Origin of the sequence: Janthinobacterium sp. PC23-8 (assembly GCF_002250505.1) — a bacterium.
GTDB lineage: Bacteria > Pseudomonadota > Gammaproteobacteria > Burkholderiales > Burkholderiaceae_D > Janthinobacterium.
In genome coordinates this window covers 21235-38181 of sequence record NZ_NJGY01000001.1, presented here as the reverse complement: position 1 = coordinate 38181, position 16947 = coordinate 21235, and the positions used below count along the sequence as shown (strand labels likewise).

Here is a 16947-nt window from a genome sequence, read left to right as displayed (position 1 = left end):
ATGAATATGACCGATACCAACCAGAGCGAAACCTTGCTGGAAGACCTGGGCGACGAGATGATCATCGACCAGGGCGATGTCAACGAGGTCAGCGATGTCGCCAGCACGCGCACGCGGCGCGACATCCCGCAGATGATGCGCAAGATACCCGTGACCCTGACCCTGGAAGTGGGCTCGGCCCGCATCTCGCTTGAAGAGCTGATGGCGATCGGCCCGGAGAGCGTGATCGAACTCGACATGCTGGCCGGCGAACCGCTGGTCATCAAGGTCAATGGCACGCCGATCGGCCGCGCCGAAGTGGTGGTGGCCGGCGAAAACTACGGCCTGAAGGTAATCGATCTCGATGGCCTCAATCTCGACCTGATGACGGCATGAAGCAGGCGGTAACCGGCTGGCGCGGCCACCGTGGTGCGCTGGCTGCGGCCTTGCTCGCGCCGCTGCTGATGCTGGCGTGCGCCAGCGCCGGCGCGCAGGACCTGCTGGCCGGCGTGGTGCCGGGCGCAAAGACCGACCTGTCGGTCAAGATGCAGATCCTGGTCATCATGACCTTGCTGGGCTTGCTGCCCGTGATGGTCATGATGATGACCAGCTTTACCCGTTTCGTGATCGTGCTGTCCTTGCTGCGCCAGGCCCTGGGCCTGCAGCAGGGTTTGCCCAACCGTATCGTCACCGGCATCGCGCTGATTCTGACCTTGCTGGTGATGCGTCCGATCGGCGAGCAGGTGTGGAAGGAAGCATTCGTGCCGTATGACCGCGACCAGATCGGCCTGCAGCAGGCCCTGAAAACCGCCGAAGTGCCGGTCACGCGCTTCATGCTGGCGCAGACGAGCAAGGCGGCGCTGGCGCAGATCGCCCACCTGGCCGGCGAGCCGTCCACCATGCGCCCGCAGGATCACAGTTTTACCGTCAAGCTGGCCGCCTTCGTGCTGTCGGAACTGAAGACGGCGTTCCAGATCGGCTGCATGCTGTTCATACCGTTCCTGATCATCGACCTGGTGGTGGCGTCCGTGCTGATGGCGATGGGCATGATGATGCTCTCGCCGCTGGTCATCTCGCTGCCGTTCAAGCTGCTGCTGTTCGTGCTGGTCGATGGCTGGACCCTGACCGTCAATACGCTGGTCACCAGCATACAGGCGTATTAAATGCTGACGCCGGAAGTTGCCGTCGACCTCGTCATCGAAGCGCTGCACATCGTCATGCTGCTGGTGGTGGTGCTGGTCGTGCCCGGTTTGCTGATGGGCCTGGTGGTGGCGCTGGTGCAGGCCGCCACGCAGATCAACGAACAGACGCTGAGCTTTTTGCCGCGCCTGCTGGTGACCTTGCTGGCGCTGATACTGGCCGGGCGCTGGATGTCGGGTTACCTGATGGATTATTGCGTGTCGATTTTTCAGCGCGCCGCCACCCTGGTCGGCTAGCGGGACGCGTGCATGAACGAGATTTTCAACCAGGTGCTGCCGTTCCTGCTGGCCGTATGGTGGCCGTTCTGCCGCATCCTGGCCATGCTCAGCGCCTCGCCCGTGATCGGCGACGCCACGGTGCCGGTCACGGTGCGCGTCCTGCTGGCGCTGATCCTGGCGATCCTGATGCTGCCGGTGATGCAGGCGTCCGGCGCCTCGCGCGAACTGCTCACCATCGATCCGCTGTCGCTGCACGCGATGGTGGCCACCCTGGAGCAGGCCATCATCGGCTTCGTGCTGGGGCTGGCGTTTCACTTTGCCATGTCGGTCATGTCGGTGCTCGGCTTTCTCGTGTCGAGCCAGGTGGGCTTTTCGATGGCCGTCATGAACGATCCGCTCAACGGCACTTCGTCGGACGTGATCTCGGGCCTGCTCACGATTCTGTGCATGATCGTGTTTTTTACCGTCGACGGCCACCTGGTGCTGGCCGGCGTGATCGGCGCCAGCTTCAAGGCCTGGCCGGTCGGGCAGGGCTACGGTCCGCTGCTGCTGCAGACGGTGGCTTATAACGTCGCATGGATTTTTGCCGCCGCCATGCTGCTGGCCCTGCCGATCGTGTTTTCCACCATGGTGGTGCAGCTGGGCTTCGGTTTCCTGAACCGCGTGGCGCCATCGCTGAACCTGTTCTCGCTTGGCTTTTCGATGATCACCGTGTTTGGCCTGCTGATGCTGGTGCAGATCGTCAAATTCATTCCCGAACACTATATCGCCATGACCAACCGGGTGCTCGACATGATCGCCGAACAGATGCGGGTAGCCCATGGCTGACAATAGCTCGGGCGACAAAACCGAAAAGGCGTCACAGCAAAAGCTGAAGAAATCGCGCCAGGAAGGCCAGGTGGTGCGCTCGCGCGACCTGTCGACCGCGCTCGGCATCCTGATCAGCATGAAGCTGTTCGTGTATCTGTTGCCCAGCTATCTTGAGTCGTTCCGCCAGCTGTTCGCCATGTCCTTTATGCCACTCGACAGCACGGGTGCGCTCGACAATGCCATGTCGAGCGCGTTTACGACCTCGGTAGGCCTGTTGATCAAGATGATCCTGCCGCTGTTTTGCGTGCCGTTCTTTGTCGTGCTCGGTTCCCTGATTCCCGGCGGCTGGGTCATCAGCACCAAGAACTGGGCGCCGAAGATGGAACGCCTGAGTCCGGCCAAGAACCTCGGACGCCTGATCACGCCGAAGCATGGCTTTGAATTCGGCATCTCGATCGCCAAGGCGGTGGTGCTGGGCATGGTGCTGGTGCATGTCAGCCGTTCCAGCCTGGCGCACTACGTGGACCTGCAGCACCGGCCCTTGCAGCAGGCCATGCTGGACGGCTCGGCGCTGATGCTCGACGGCCTGATGGCGCTCATTTCGGTGTTTATCCTGTTCGCCATCATCGACGTGCCGGCGCAGGCCTTCTTCTTTGCCAAAAATCAGCGCATGAGCAAGCAGGACGTCAAGGAGGAGCACAAGAGCAGCGAAGGGCGGCCCGAAGTGCGCCAGCGCATCCGCCAGTTGCAGCAGCAGCTGGGCCGGCGCAGCGTGCGCAAGACCGTGCCCGACGCCGACGTGGTGATCGTCAATCCCGAACACTATGCCGTCGCGCTCAAGTATGACCAGGACCGCGCCGAGGCGCCCTTCGTGGTGGCCAAGGGGGTCGACGAAATGGCGCTGTATATTCGCCAGGTGGCGCGCGAACACAATATCGAGACGTTGGAACTGCCGCCGCTGGCGCGCGCCATTTACAACACCAGCCAGGTGCAGCAGCAGATTCCTGTGCAACTGTACCAGGCCGTGTCGCAGGTGCTGAACTACATCCTGCAACTGAAAGCATTCCGGTCCGGGCAGCGCACTGCCCAGCCCGTGTTACCCACCGAGATGGCCGTGCCATCTCATCTGAGCGAGGTCGTACCGCCATGAATTTCCTGAACCGACTGGTTGCCGAGATGCGCCGCCACAAGTTCGCCACGCCAATGTTCTTGTTGGTGATACTGGCCATGATCATCTTGCCGCTGCCGCCGGTGCTGCTCGATATCCTGTTCACCTTCAATATCGTGCTGGCCCTGATCGTCATCCTGGTCAGCGTCTCGGCCAAGCGGCCGCTCGATTTCTCGGTCTTCCCGACGGTGATCCTGGCCACCACCATGCTGCGCCTGACCCTGAACGTGGCGTCGACGCGGGTGGTACTGCTGCACGGCCATACTGGCGCCGACGCGGCCGGTAAAGTGATCGAAGCGTTCGGTAATGTGGTTATCGGCGGCAACTTCGTGGTCGGTATCGTGGTCTTCGTGATTCTGATGATCATCAACTTCGCGGTGGTGACCAAGGGCGCGGAACGCATCTCGGAAGTGTCGGCCCGGTTTACGCTCGACGCCTTGCCGGGCAAACAGATGGCGATTGACGCCGACCTGAACGCCGGCCTGATCAACCAGGAAAAAGCCCAGTTGCGGCGCAAGGACGTGGCCGCCGAGGCGGACTTTTATGGCGCCATGGACGGCGCCTCGAAATTCGTGCGCGGCGACGCCGTCGCCAGTATATTGATTCTGATCATCAACATGGTCGGTGGCGTGGCGATCGGTTCGCTGATGCACGACCTGTCGTTCGGCGAGTCGTTCCGCCAGTATGCGCTCTTGACCATCGGTGATGGCCTGGTGGCGCAGATCCCGGCGCTGCTGCTGTCGGCCGCAGCCGCCATTCTGGTAACGCGTATCAGCGATTCTGGCGACTTTGAACAGCAGGTGGCGGGCCAGGTGCTGACCTCGCCAACGGTGCTCTTCAGCGCCTCCGGCATGATGGTGGCGCTGGCCCTGATTCCGGGTATGCCGTGGTTGATGTTCATGACGTTCGCGGCGGTGCTGGGCTTTGTCGCCTGGCGCCTCACGCAGCAACGCATCAAGGCGCCCGATAATTCCGGCATGGCCGCCGTCGCAGCGGCGCTGCTGGGCGACAAGCCGGCCGAGCTGGAATGGCAGCAGTTGCCGGCCGTGCAGCCGCTGATGGTCATGCTCGGCTATAAACTGGTCGGCATGGTCGACAAGACCCAGGGCGAGCCGCTGAACAAGCGCGTCAAGGGCGTACGCCAGAGCCTGTCCGAAGCGATGGGCTTGCTGTTGCCGCAGATCGGCGTGCGCGACGACCTGGCCCTGAAGCCCTCGCAATACACGATCATGCTGTCTGGCACGGTGGTGGCCCAGGCCGAGGTGCAGGCCGACCGCCTGATGGCGATTCCCTCGCCCAATGTGTATGGCCAGCTCGACGGCATTCCCGGCATCGAACCGGCCTACGGCATGCCCGTCACCTGGATCGAACCGGGCGAGAAGGCCCATGCGCTGGGCATGGGCTATCAGGTGATCGAAGCGCCCAGCGTGATCGCCACCCATCTGTCGAAAATGATCCGCGAGTACCTGCCGGAACTGTTCCGCCATGAAGACGTGTCGCACATGATGGAGCGCCTTAATGCGCTCTCGCCGAAACTGTCGGACGCGCTCGGCAAGGCGCTGACGCACACGCAACTGCTGCGCGTGTTTCGCGTGCTGCTGGCCGAAAACGTGTCGTTGAAGGATATCGTGCCGATCGCCACCACCTTGCTCGACAGCGCCGAAACGACCAAGGACCCGATCCTGCTGGCGGCCGAAGTACGCTGTGCGCTGCGGCGCCAGATCGTCAGTGGGCTGTTCGGGCAAAAGCTGGAGATGCAGGCGTTTAACCTCGGTGGCGAGCTGGAAAACATGCTGCTCGGTTCATTGAACCAGGCGCGCCAGTCCGGCAAGGTGACCCTGGATAATTATCCGATCGACCCGCACCTGCTGTCGCAACTGCAGGTCAACATGCCGGTCGCGCGTGAGCAGATGAAGCAGCAGGCCACGCCGCCGCTGCTGCTGGTGCTGCCGCAGATCCGCCCGCTGCTGGCCCGCTATGCGCGCCTGTTCGCGCCGGGCCTGCATGTGCTGTCGTATAACGAGATTCCGGAAAACCGCGAAGTGAGCATTATCGGCACTGTCGGTTGATTCAGTTGTGCTCGTCGATGGGGGTGAGCAGTTCGATGGCCAGCTGATCGGCCGGCAACACGATTTCCTCGACCGTGGCGTCGCCCCAGTAGTCCTTGGGCGCCGCCACTTCCTTCGATACAAACACCGGCTCTTCCGGCGCCGACGGCGCTGGCGCCTCATGGCCGGCCGGATCCTGCGCCGCTTCTGCGGGCGGCCGTGTCAGCAACAGGGCCACTTCGGCCATCGCCTGGAATACCGGCAGCGACAGCGCGCTGGCCGCCGCCTGCATCGGGTAGCCGCCATGCACGCTCTGGCCATGCAGCGCGCGGTTCAGGCGGCAGCGCAGCAGGCGCAGGCCGGCCTGGCGCACGCAAGCGGCGATCTCGGGCAGCACGCGGCGCAGATGCGCCAGGGCCAGCTCGTCATCGGCGGCCAGTTCCAGCAGCACGCCATCCTGGGCCGGTTCCATCTGGATCACCACCCGTCCGACATCGTCGATCAGCAATTCGATGCGCAGCGCCACCTTGCCGTGGCGCTTGCGCGGCGCGTCGTCGCCGTCGCCGCCGGGCAGCACGCGCAGCAGCAGGCGCTGGCCGCCCCAGCCGTAGACGGCAAAGCGCCAGGCCTCTGTATCGAGCGGCAGCGATGGTCGCGTCACCGGCTGCTGCTCGGCCATGAACAGGTTGCCGGGCAGGTGCTGGCCGCGCGCGTGCTCCTGCAGCGCCGCATATTGCTCGCCGTAGGTTTTCACCATCACGCGCCACGAGGCGGCCAGCTGCGCCGCATCGGGCGGCTGCCACACCAGCTGGCGCGTAAAAAATAATTGATTGAGCTGCATCGCGCTGCTGTCGCGCGCGGTGGCGCCCAGGCCCGGCTCGCCGGCATGCGGCTTGACCAGGGCCGCCAGGGCGTCTTGCGCTTGCGCCAGCTGCGCCGGCAGCGTGCCGGCGTCGGGCGCCGGCGCCATGAAGGAGCCGACCGGCACCAGCGGCAGCACCACGCCCGGCGTCAGCGGCGTGGCCGGGCTGACGTCGAGACGCTGCGTAATCAGGGGCAGGGGGTTGCCTGCGGATACTCTGTCTATGGCCATTGCTGCTCTTCCCGCCTGGGATGAAAAAAAAGCCAACTGCTTGCGCAGTTGGCTCTGGTGCGCCTGACCTGCGCAAGGTCAGAAGAATATTACTATTATTGCAGCAGCGACATGACCATCGAGGACATGCTGTTGCTTTGTTTCAGCATTGCGGTACCAGCTTGCAGCAGCATTTGCGAAGCGGTCATGTTCGAGCTTTCGGTCGCGAAGTCGGTGTCCATGATACGACCCGAAGCGCCTTGGGTGTTGGTGCTGACGTTCGACAGGTTGCTGTAGACTTTGTCCAGGCGGTTCGCTGCCGCACCCAGCGACGAGCGGGTGGTGCCGACCGAGTCGATCGCGGCCTGCAGTTTGTCGATGGCGGCCGAGGCATTTGCCGGCGTGGTCAGTTCGGTGCCTGCGGTGCCCGCTGCGGCGCCGAAGGTGTTGAAATTGGCGGTGGCGCCTTTCAGCGCAGTCTGCATGGCGCCCAGCTGCGCCGACAGGTCAAAGCTCATCGTTTCCTTGGTCGAGGCGCCGATCTGGAATTGCAGGTTGCCCGAGAACTTGCCGTCATTGGTGGCGTCGCTGGCATTGGCGGCGGTGCTGTACGCTGCGGAAGCGGCGGCGGTGGCTTTTGCCACTTGATCGTTTTTATCGGCGGTCAGTTTGGCGGTCGTTGCAGTGACCACGGCAGCGGCGGTAGTGGCGTTGGCGCCGCCTGTGCCGTTGGCGGTCACTGCAGTGGCCAGCACCGAGCCAGCCGAGGTTGCCAGGTAGGTGGTACCGAGCGTTGAATCGGTGACAGCCAGGCCATCAGTGGTAGCTTTGGTCAGCGCCGCAGTTTTTTGGGCTGCCGTTGCTGCGACGGACATCAGTTTGGCGCCAGCGAACGAGGTGTTGCCCAGAACGTTGCTCAGTTCGTTGGTCAGTGTGTCGAATTCGGATTGCATGGCTTTTTGGTCGTCAACGGTCGACGAACCATCGGCCGCTTGCGTGGCCAGGTCTTTCATGCGCACCAGGATGTTCGTGCTTTCGCCCAGCGCGCCGTCGGCGGTCTGGATCATCGAGGTGGCGTTCTGCGTGTTGCGCATGGCCATGGCCATACCGCTGGTTTGTGCTTTCAGGCGGGTGGCGATTTGCAGGCCGGCAGCGTCATCCATTGCCGAGTTGATGCGGTAGCCGGTGGACAGACGCGTCATCGATGTCGACAGCGACTGTTGGGTTTTCGAGATCGACGATTGTGCGGACAGGGCGGCAGCGTTGGTGTGAAGGCTCAGCATGAAAAGTACTCCAGTTGGTTGAATGCGGTGTGGAGCAGCATTTTTGCGCTCTCATGAGTACAAGACGACCATTGCTTCGAGAAAATTAAATTCTTATGAGAAATTTCTGAAAATAAATTCATGCGAGGCAAACCGTTGCCCATACAGTGCGACCTCATGCTTGCAGAATTGCCAGGTCTTTCAGCAGTTGCGCGTCATCCGGTGCCAGCGCCAGCGCCTGCCGGAAATTGCTGGCGGCATCTGCGACCATGCCCAGTGCATGTTGTGCCCGGGCAAGATTACCATACGCGGCAGCAAATTGCGGATCGCGTTCCAGCGCCCTTTGATAGCAGGCAATTGCCTCCTGGTGCTTGTCGTGTGCCTGCCATTCATTGCCCAGATTGCTCAGCGCCTGGGCGTCGCCGGGAGCCAGTGCCACCGCCTGCAGCAGCGTTTGCAAGGCATCCTTGCCTTGTAGCTGCAGCGCGGTGCCTAATACGCTCCAGGCAAAACCGGATGCCGGATAACGCGTGACCAGCGCTTGCGCCGCAGTTTCCAGTACCGCATGGCGCCCTGCTTCGAACAGGGCAATCAGCTGTTCTTCTTCCGCCTGGCTGGGGCCGTCGCCGGCCAGCAACTGGCGCGCGCGGTGTTGCAAGGCCTGTGCCTGAGCGCTGTCGTGTCCCTGCGCCATCGCCGCGTCGATAATTTCCAATGCCTGCTGCGGCTGGCCTGCCTGCAACAAGCCATTGGCGTAGGAATAATGAAAGTCGCTCTCGTCGCCGGCGCTCTGCAGGGCCTTGTACAGATAGGGCAGGGCCGCATCGTGATAGCCCAGCTGGCCTGCCAGCAAACCCATGTTGTGATTGGCGATGGGGTGGTCGGCTTGCACATGAAGAATCGCCAGGTACAGTGTTTCGGCCGCTTCAAGTCGGCCGGCCTGGTGATGTTCGAGCGCCAGCGGCAAGGCGACGTCCACCTTTACCTCATGCAATGCCTTGTGGCTGCGGGCGCGCTCGATCAGGGCACTTTGTTCAGGTTCGGACTCGAACGACGTTGGTGGCAAGCCGGCACACCAGCGCTGCCAGATGGTGCGCAACGCGTGATCGAGGCCGGCGGCGATCAGCGCCGGCTGCCCCATGGCGCTATTGCTCATGCGCGCACGTGCTTGCATACGAATGGCGGCAAGGTGGGGCAGGTTGCCGGCAAGCTGTACACCCTTTTCAATAAAATCGGCTTCATCGCTGGCGATAAATTCAGGCAACCCGGTTTGCGACATGATTGCGGCGCCAACCCGGCACGGCAGGGTCGGGCCGGTCATGGTCAGGGTGGGTACGCCCATCCACAAGGCATACAGGGTTGTGGTGCCGCCGGCATAAGGCGAGGTGTCAAGACAGATATCGACCTGCTCATGCAGCTTGAGGTAGGCGGCGGTATGCGTATGGCGATAAAAATCAAGCCGTTCGCTGGCGATGGCTTCCTCTGCAAACCAGGCGCGCAAGGTGTCGGCAAGGCCATCGTCGGACATGCCGGCCATGACCATGCGCGCATCGGGCAAGGCGCGCAGCAATGTCGCCCATCTGGCAATCAGTTTCCGACTCAGTTTGCTGGGCCGGTTGAAACTGCCAAATGTGATATGGCCATTGGTCAGTGCCGGCGCGGCACTGACCGCAGGGGTTTCGGCAGGCGGCATGAAAGGTGAGGTTGCGGGCAGACGCAGCAGCTTTTCCGTAAATTGCGCGTCCAGCAGGCCAGGCGGTGAAAAATATCGGTCACTGATATAGTAGTCCATCGCTTGTAGACCGGTCGTCATGGGATAGCCGATCCAGCTTGCCTGCAACGGCGCGGGCTTGCCGGCAAAAGTGGTCAGCCGGTTGCCGCCGGTATGCCCGGACAGGTCGATCAGGATGTCGATGCCGTCGTCGCTGATCAACTGCGCGAGTTGCTCATCATTCATTTTTTCCACTTGCCGCCAGATATCGACCAGTGTTTTCAAATGCCGGCTCGATTCATCGTCATGCAGACTGTTGGCATATACCAGCAGTTCCAATCCCGGCGCATGGCGCAGATGGTCGAATACTGGCGTGATGAAACTGGAAACGACATGGCTGTACAGATCGGCGGAGACGAAACCGATACGCAGGCGGCGCTCGGGGTCGCGCACGTTCGCATGCCGTGGCCAGGCTGCCCGTTGCGGTGCTTCGAATTGCTCCGCGTAGCGCAGGTGTTCGGAAAACACCGCTGCGGGAGCCAGTTGTTCACTATGAGAAAGTGAAAACAGCAGATTGCTGTGGATAAATTTCCAATCCGGATTGATTTCCAGCGCCAGGCGGCATTGCTTTATCACCTCATCATTGCGGCCTTGCCTGAAAAGAATCGAAGTGAGATTGGTGCGTGCCTGCAGATGTGCGGGATGGCGCGCAATGGCGCGCCTGGTATAGTCCAGCGACTCGTCAAGCCGACCAACTCCCAGCATGCACACGCCCATATTGCACAGGGCATCGGCAAAATCCGGTTCGATTTCCAGGGCGCGCATGAAACTCTGCTGTGCCAGTTCGATCTGCCCCTGGTTTTGCAGCACCGAGCCGATATTGTTGTGGGCCGAAGCGCTGTCCGGCATCAGGTCGAGCACTGTTCGATAGGCAATCAAAGCCTCGTCCAGTGCGCCCGTCGCCTGCAAGGCCGCGCCCAGGCTGCAGGCAATCGCCGCGTCTTCCGGCGCCAGCAGCGACGCCGCACGGTAGTGGACAACAGCTTCTTCATACCGTTCACGCTCATGCAACAGCGATGCATAGTCTTTCAATGCGTTGAGGTGGTTGGGCTTGAGTTCGATCGCCAGACGAAATGCCGCCTGCGCATCGTCTGTTTTGCCGCTCAGGGACAAGGCATGACCAATGGTATAGTGAACTTCGGCGTCTTGCGGCAAGCTCGACTGCATCTTGCGATAATTATCGATGGCCGCCGCGATGACCTTGTCAGCCTTGCTGTTGGCTCGGCCAGCACTTGCCAGGACCGCATTTCGTGGCGATGGTGGAGTAGATGATGGCATATGTGTCCAGACCTCAGTGCAACTGCAGGAACAGCGCGGTACCCATCACGAATGCGCAGCTGAGACGGTGTTTGTTTTCATTCAGGAATTCGTCGCCCACCCGCTGCGGACCGTCGCCATAAGGCCAGACGTAATCGTCGATGACGATCCAGCCGCCCGGCAACACATGGCCGCTCCAGGCGTCGACATCGGCGCGCGCCGCTTCATAGCTGTGGTTGCCGTCGATATGCAGTATGGCAATCTGACCGCAATAGGTGGTGGTGCCGAAGGCAGAGGTTGTGACGTCGCGTTCGGTGGCGTAATGCCGTACGGCCTCGGTCGATGGCAGGCGCAGATAATTGATCTTGCCGTTGCTATAGGGAAGCAAGCTCATTTCAAAGACGCGCAAGATTTCGTCATTGTCAAATTCGTTGACCAGGCTGTCAAGCAGGCCGGCAGCATCGTGCTGCACGGTAAACTCGCTTTGCCATGGGTCTACGCACAGGAGGGGGCCTGTATGGTGCAGCTGTGCCAGTCGTGCCAACACAAAGGCCGACTTGCCATAGGCGCTGCCAATTTCGACGATATCACCGGCCACGCTATGTCGGGCGATTTCACACAGTGCGCCTATCTTTTCATCATCGCACATGCCCGGAATGATGGTGGCGTGCCTGAACAACGTGCTCAGTTCCAGTTCGGAAGCGCAAGGCAGCTGTTTCACGCTCGATGCCAGTGACAGCGGTTTTTCCAGCATCTGCAGACCGCGTCTGGTGGCCGCCTTGTAGCCGCTCACTTCTTCCGATATGGGCGATGCATTGACGAGAGGCACGTCTGGCGCGATCACCGGCAACATGCGATTGAGATAGGACCACGCCACCACATTGGGCGTGTAGATCGCGCCGACCTTGTATTGATTGATCAGCGTGACGAGCGCGTCACTGAAGGCGGGATCGGTAATGTAGGGCAGATGTGCCCAGTCCGGATAGCGCGATTTTGCCACGTCATAGGCAAGCGAAGACGAACCTATCACATCCTGGCCGGTACGAAGACAGCGCTCCAGATATTCCAGGGAACGCGGCATGCCTGCCGGAAAAATCAGAACAGGCTTGGCATTGCTGGAGGAATTATTCATGGAATTTTGCATATTCTTTAAAATGGGTAGGTCAGTCTCGGGCGCCGTCCGGGCTACGCTGTACGGATGATCTGTACGATCTTTTCGACATGCGCATCGGTCAGTTCCGGGTGCATGGGCAGGCAGATGACTTGCGCCGATACCAGCGTTGCCGCAGGCAAATTGGCCGTGGCTGCGGAGGGCATGCCGCGATACATGGGAAACTCGCTGATGAGAGGGTAAAAATAACGCCGTGCATAGATGTCGGCATCGCGCAACTTCTGGAACAGCCCGTCGCGGCTCAGGCGATAGCCCGCTTGCACCAGGATGGGGAAGTATGAATGGTTGTGTACCGCGCTTGCCGGTGGCTTGGGGCAGTGAATGCCATCGATGCCGCGCAGGCCGGCGCGATACTTGTGATCGATCTCGGCGCGTTGTTGCAAGGCCATATCAATATTCTTTAACTGCAGCAAGCCGAACGCCGCACTGATCTCGTTCATCTTTCCATTGATGCCAGGAGCGACGACAGTGACTTCGTCGACAATGCCGAAATTTTTCAGGTGATCGATATGGCGCTTGGTCTTTGCGTCGGGAGAAACAATAGCGCCGCCCTCGAAGGTGTTGAACACCTTGGTGGCATGAAAGCTGAGCACGGACAAATCGCCCTGCAGCAGCACGCTGCTGCCGCCAGATTGCACGCCAAAAGCGTGCGCCGCATCATAGATTACTTTCAAGCCATAATTGCTGGCAATTTCTTCAATCCGCCCGACATCGCAGGGATGACCATAGCAGTGCACAGGCATGATGGCCGTCGTTTGCGGTGTGATCGCCGCCTCGATTTTTCGGGGATCGATGTTGAAGCCACCGGGTTCGATATCGACGAAAACCGGCTTGATGCCGTTCCACAGCATGGCATGCGCGGTGGCCACGAAGGAGTAAGGCGTGGTGATGACTTCGCCGGAGATGCGCATCGACTGCAGGGCCGTCATCAGTGCCAGCGTGCCGTTGGCAAACAGGGAGATATATTTGACGCCCAGGTACTGCGCCAGCGCCTGCTCGAGCTGCTGGTGGTAGGGACCGCAATTGGTCAGGATCTTGTTGTCCCAGATCTGCTCGAGATAAGGCAAAAAGTCTCGCAGCGGCGGCATGGCCGGCTGCGTGACATAGAGGGGCTTGTTGTCGGCTTCAGGTTTCATAGGTCGCTATCGGCAATGTGGGGGCAGTTCTGATGACGCCAGTCGAGTGGCCCGTTCATGGCGAGGACAAGAGGGTAATTCATGGCTGTTGCAGCGTGCCGGCCAGCTTGAGGCAGCGCCGGAAATGCGCAATTTTTTCTTCCCGGACAGATAAAATGCCGAACCGTTCGTTGTCTGCCGCCCCATGCACGATGCGTTGGCAGATCTGATGATCTTCATGAAATACCTGGCGGTTCATGGCCGCAGTGGAGCGAAAAAATTCGGCCAGCGCAGTGCTGGCGGCGGCATTTTTAGTTACGCCAGGCAACAGACGGCTGGAAAAATGGGTGCGATTGGCCGACTCTGCAGGGAAGAAATGCTGCAGAGAATAGGAATAGCCAAACGTCGACGATAACATTGTGAATGGAAACAGGTAGATGCTTTGATAGCCCGGGTATTGCCCCTCGAGCTGAAACAGGCGCTTGATGCCTTTGAGCTTTTTTTCCATGGCAATGTTGCCAAGCGGTGCCTGCCATACCGAGGTCCACGCGGTGAAATCATTGACGCCGTCGCCCAGATTCAATTGTCCCAGGCTGTCCGGATGGATGAACGGCACGTGCAAGGGTTCCAGTGCGTTTTCCAGTGCGATACGCCAGTCGCACTCAAACGTATAGGCATTGACGTCGGCCAGACCGTCGATATTGAAAGACAGGGCGCCGAGCAGGTTGAAGGTGTCGCCCAGTTGCGCGTCGAGCGGCATCGCCGGACATATCGAGGCAAACAGAAAGTCGGCGCACCAGTCGGTCTGCAGCGTATTGAGGCGCGCGTTGCGCAGATCGTCTGCCGCGTATTGCTCCCTGCATGGAATATGCAGGGAACCGGCGCGGTAGGACCAGCCATGATAGGGGCAGGCGATGGCCCCGTTGCCGGTGTTGTCGGTGAAAAAACGCGTGCCGCGATGGGGGCACAGGTTGTCAAACACCACCAGTTCGCCGTCGTCGTTGAAGATCACCACTTCCTGATCGAGCCAGTCAAGTTTCAGAAAATCGCCGGGCTGCGGCAATTCGCTGCGATGGCACAATAAATGCCAGAATGTATTGCGCAGCTGCGGCGCCGAAAGGGGATATGTCGTCATAATTTTTTGGCCGGCATGGCATACACGGTACTGCCCGCATCCACCGGACGCATGACGATTGCCCCGGCGCCGATCCTGGCACCGCTGCCGATGCGCAGTTGCGGCAGCACCACCGCGCCGGAACCGAAGAAAACGCCGGCCTCGACGATCACGCCGCCGGTAATGTCGACGTGTGAACTGAGCGTGGTGCCATCGCCGATCACGGCGTCATGGCCGATGCCGGAATAGCTGTTGATGGTGACAAAATCGCCTGTCACGCTGTCGGCTGACAGCATGGCGAACGGACAAATGATGTTGCCCTGGCCCACGGTTGTCGTGCGCGCCAGCACGGCGCTGGGGTGGATCAGCGTGAAAAATACGGCGCCCTTCGCTTGCAAGGCTGCCGCGATGCGTAATTTGTCGGCCGGTTCCGCAATTGCAATGACGAAAGCATCTCCGGCACCCGGGGCATAGGCGTCGATGGCTCCCAGCAAAGGATACTGGTACTCGTCATTCAGGCATGGCGCCACCGCGCGCGTGTCGTCCAGAAAGCCCTTGATGCGGATGGTGGCCGGATCGAGCATCTGTTCGAGCCAGCAGCAAATTTCGCGGCCAAAACGCCCGGCCCCAACAATAATAATGTTTCGCATAGTGTCCTTCACGCGCTAACGCGCCAGATACCCGCCATCGACCGCCCAGGTGGCGCCGCTGACCCAGCGCCCCGCGTCCGATAGCAGGAAGGCGACCACCTGGGCGATGTCTTCCGGCTTGCCCAGCCCGAGAGGGTGGCGCTCGGCGTAGGCCTGCACCGCCGTTTCGGGCAGCCCCTGCAGCAGGCGCTCATGCATTTCCGTTTGTACGGCGCCAGCGGCAATGCTGTTGACGCGCAGGCCGCGCGGCGCCAGTTCCACCGCCAGCGCGCGCACCATGCCGTCGATGGCGGCCTTGGCTGCGGCATAGACGGCCATGCCTGCCTGGCCCCGTTGTGCCGCGACGGAGGACATGAACAGCAAGGCCGCGCCGTCTTGCATGACGCCACGCAAGGCGCAACCGCGTGCCAGGGCCAGTGCGCTATGGATGCTTGACGAAAAAACCTGCGCGGTTTGCTGCGCCTTCGATAATTTCATGGGACGCAGCAGTTCGACGCCAGCGGCATGAAACAAGCCGGACAGGGGTTGCTGGCCGGTGGTGATTTCTTTCAGAAATTCCGCGATGGCGTCACTGCCATCGAGATCGAGTTCGCGCGCCAGATGGCCTTCGCCGGCAAGTTCGGATAGTGTCGCGGCGAGGCGCTGCGGGTCGCGGCCGGTAATGACCAGCTGTGCACCGTGATTGGCGAGCACGATGGCGGTCGCGCGGCCGATGCCCGATGAGGCGCCAGTAACAACGATGCGCTGGCCGACCAGGAGGGAAGGATGGAAAATCATGATGACCGTTTCTCTATGGTGATACTTCAATCAGCTGGTTTACTGCCAGTGGCGGCAGTTCCATCAAGGCTGCGGCCCAGGAATAGCCGACACCGAAACCGAACATGGCCACCGTCATGGCGGCACTTGTCAGTTGCGGCAACTGATCGCAGACCAGCAGCGGAATCGAGGCGCTGGACGTATTGCCGAAACGCGCCATGTTCATTGGCGCTTTTTCAGGCGGTATTTTGGCTTTCTTGATGATGTGTTTCAGCATGAAAGTATTTGCCTGGTGAAACAGGAAAGCGTCGATCCTGTCGCGTGGCTGGCCTGCCAGCGTCAGCAGATCGTTGACCAGCGGCGGAATATGCGTTAGCGTGAAATTGAAGATTTCTCCGCCATCCATGTACAGGCGGGCCGGATCGCGCCCGGCCAGGCGTGCATCATCGTCCTGATAGGCGCGGTGGGCGCTGGCCGGTATCATCAGGTGGCGTTCGCCTTGGCCGTCCGTGCCGAGCAGGAAGTGAGCCGGCGCCGCCAGCGGGTCAAACTCCAGCGCCGTCGCCGAACCGGCGTCGCCGAACAGCAGCGCGGTGGCGCGGTCCTGCGGATCGACGGTCTTGCTGATGGTGTCGCCCACGAGCAGCAGCACCCGCTGTATGGCCAGGCCATCGAGCATTTTCCCGGCCAGCCACAAGCCATAGACATAGCCGGAACAGCCGAGGTTGACGTCGAACGCGGCGCAGGACGAGGGCAGTTGCAGGCGCCCGTGCAGGGCGCAGGCCGTCGCCGGCAAGGCGTAGTCGGCTGTTTGGGAAATGAAGATCAGCGCATCGACGCTGTCGCGTTCCCAGCCCAGGCCGGCCAACAGCGTCTGCGCCGCTGCCTGGCACAGGTCGGCGGTGGTTTGTCCGGGTGCGGCGCGCCGGCGTGCCTCTACCCCGATCATGCGCGCCACGTCGGCGACGCCTTCGGCGCCGAAAGTGGCTTGCAGGCTGGCGTTCGTCACCTCTTCCTGCGGCACGGCGCACACCAGGCCACGCATGGCCAGGTTGGCGATGGTAAAGGGCAAGCCTGATGCCGTCCTGACGCTGGCCATGATTATTGCTTGGCGCCGGTGTTGATCATTGCCGTAATATCGGCCACCGTGACGCACTGCGACAAGGCTTGACCATTGAGCATCTGATCGTACAGTTCGTCCACCAGCGCGATGACGGAAATGATGGCCAGCGAATCCCATGCGTAATCAGCGAGCTTGAGTTCCGGCGTGATGTCGACGGCATCGATTTCCAGTATTTCTGCCAGTCCATTAAATAATGCGTGCATTGTTCGTCCTAAAAAAGAGGTAATGATGGA

The 16947-nt window shown here is 61.0% G+C and carries 16 protein-coding genes; 6 read left to right on the top strand and 10 right to left on the bottom strand.

Going from position 1 to position 16947, the window contains the following annotated elements; all coding sequences use genetic code 11:
• The 6 genes from CD932_RS00160 to CD932_RS00135 are packed head-to-tail and all read left to right on the top strand — an operon-like array spanning position 1 to position 5444.
• The gene (locus tag CD932_RS00160) at positions 1-375 is read left to right on the top strand and encodes a FliM/FliN family flagellar motor switch protein (protein WP_094440867.1); all 375 of its coding nucleotides are present in this window, start codon (positions 1-3) and stop codon (positions 373-375) included.
• Positions 372-1142, top strand: coding sequence for a flagellar type III secretion system pore protein FliP (fliP, locus tag CD932_RS00155; protein ID WP_094440866.1), 771 nt, complete (start codon positions 372-374; stop codon positions 1140-1142). Before CD932_RS00160 ends, fliP begins: the two co-directional genes overlap by 4 nt.
• Positions 1143-1415, top strand: coding sequence for a flagellar biosynthetic protein FliQ (locus tag CD932_RS00150; RefSeq protein ID WP_094440865.1), 273 nt, complete (start codon positions 1143-1145; stop codon positions 1413-1415). It begins immediately after the preceding gene.
• Positions 1416-1427: 12 nt separating this feature from the next.
• Complete coding sequence (locus CD932_RS00145; protein ID WP_094440864.1) at positions 1428-2225, top strand: flagellar biosynthetic protein FliR; 798 nt, start codon at positions 1428-1430, stop codon at positions 2223-2225.
• Entirely contained in the window at positions 2218-3357 is a 1140-nt protein-coding gene (locus tag CD932_RS00140) for a flagellar biosynthesis protein FlhB (protein ID WP_094440863.1), read from the top strand. The genes CD932_RS00145 and CD932_RS00140 overlap by 8 nt, the downstream gene beginning before the upstream one ends.
• The gene (locus CD932_RS00135) at positions 3354-5444 is read left to right on the top strand and encodes a flagellar biosynthesis protein FlhA (protein WP_094440862.1); all 2091 of its coding nucleotides are present in this window, start codon (positions 3354-3356) and stop codon (positions 5442-5444) included. Before CD932_RS00140 ends, CD932_RS00135 begins: the two co-directional genes overlap by 4 nt.
• A 1-nt stretch (position 5445) precedes the next feature.
• Here CD932_RS00135 and CD932_RS00130 read toward each other — a convergent pair whose 3' ends face one another.
• From CD932_RS00130 to CD932_RS00085, 10 genes are all read right to left on the bottom strand, one after another.
• On the bottom strand, positions 5446-6516 hold the full coding sequence (locus CD932_RS00130; protein WP_094440861.1) for a hypothetical protein: 1071 nt from the start codon (positions 6514-6516) through the stop codon (positions 5446-5448).
• Between the two features lie 95 nt (positions 6517-6611).
• On the bottom strand, positions 6612-7778 hold the full coding sequence (locus CD932_RS00125; protein WP_094440860.1) for a flagellin: 1167 nt from the start codon (positions 7776-7778) through the stop codon (positions 6612-6614).
• Positions 7779-7932: 154 nt separating this feature from the next.
• Positions 7933-10806 carry a tetratricopeptide repeat protein gene (locus tag CD932_RS00120; protein WP_094440859.1) on the bottom strand — a complete coding sequence of 958 codons (2874 nt, stop codon included), beginning with the start codon at positions 10804-10806 and terminating at the stop codon, positions 7933-7935.
• A 13-nt stretch (positions 10807-10819) separates the two neighbouring features.
• The gene (locus CD932_RS00115) at positions 10820-11917 is read right to left on the bottom strand and encodes a class I SAM-dependent methyltransferase (protein ID WP_176460823.1); all 1098 of its coding nucleotides are present in this window, start codon (positions 11915-11917) and stop codon (positions 10820-10822) included.
• A gap of 53 nt (positions 11918-11970) precedes the next feature.
• Positions 11971-13092, bottom strand: a complete 1122-nt coding sequence (locus CD932_RS00110) for a DegT/DnrJ/EryC1/StrS aminotransferase family protein (protein WP_094440857.1) — start codon at positions 13090-13092, stop codon at positions 11971-11973.
• Between the two features lie 79 nt (positions 13093-13171).
• On the bottom strand, positions 13172-14206 hold the full coding sequence (locus tag CD932_RS00105; RefSeq protein WP_094440856.1) for an aromatic ring-hydroxylating dioxygenase subunit alpha: 1035 nt from the start codon (positions 14204-14206) through the stop codon (positions 13172-13174).
• Entirely contained in the window at positions 14203-14835 is a 633-nt protein-coding gene (locus tag CD932_RS00100) for an acetyltransferase (RefSeq protein WP_094440855.1), read from the bottom strand. Before CD932_RS00100 ends, CD932_RS00105 begins: the two co-directional genes overlap by 4 nt.
• A gap of 15 nt (positions 14836-14850) precedes the next feature.
• Entirely contained in the window at positions 14851-15612 is a 762-nt protein-coding gene (locus CD932_RS00095) for an SDR family NAD(P)-dependent oxidoreductase (RefSeq protein WP_094440854.1), read from the bottom strand.
• 13 nt (positions 15613-15625) lie between these two features.
• Positions 15626-16690 (bottom strand): ketoacyl-ACP synthase III, encoded by a 1065-nt coding sequence (locus tag CD932_RS00090; protein ID WP_176460822.1) that lies wholly within the window; start codon positions 16688-16690, stop codon positions 15626-15628.
• Positions 16691-16692: 2 nt separating this feature from the next.
• Positions 16693-16917, bottom strand: a complete 225-nt coding sequence (locus tag CD932_RS00085) for an acyl carrier protein (RefSeq protein ID WP_094440853.1) — start codon at positions 16915-16917, stop codon at positions 16693-16695.
• Between the last annotated feature and the right edge of the window lie 30 nt (positions 16918-16947).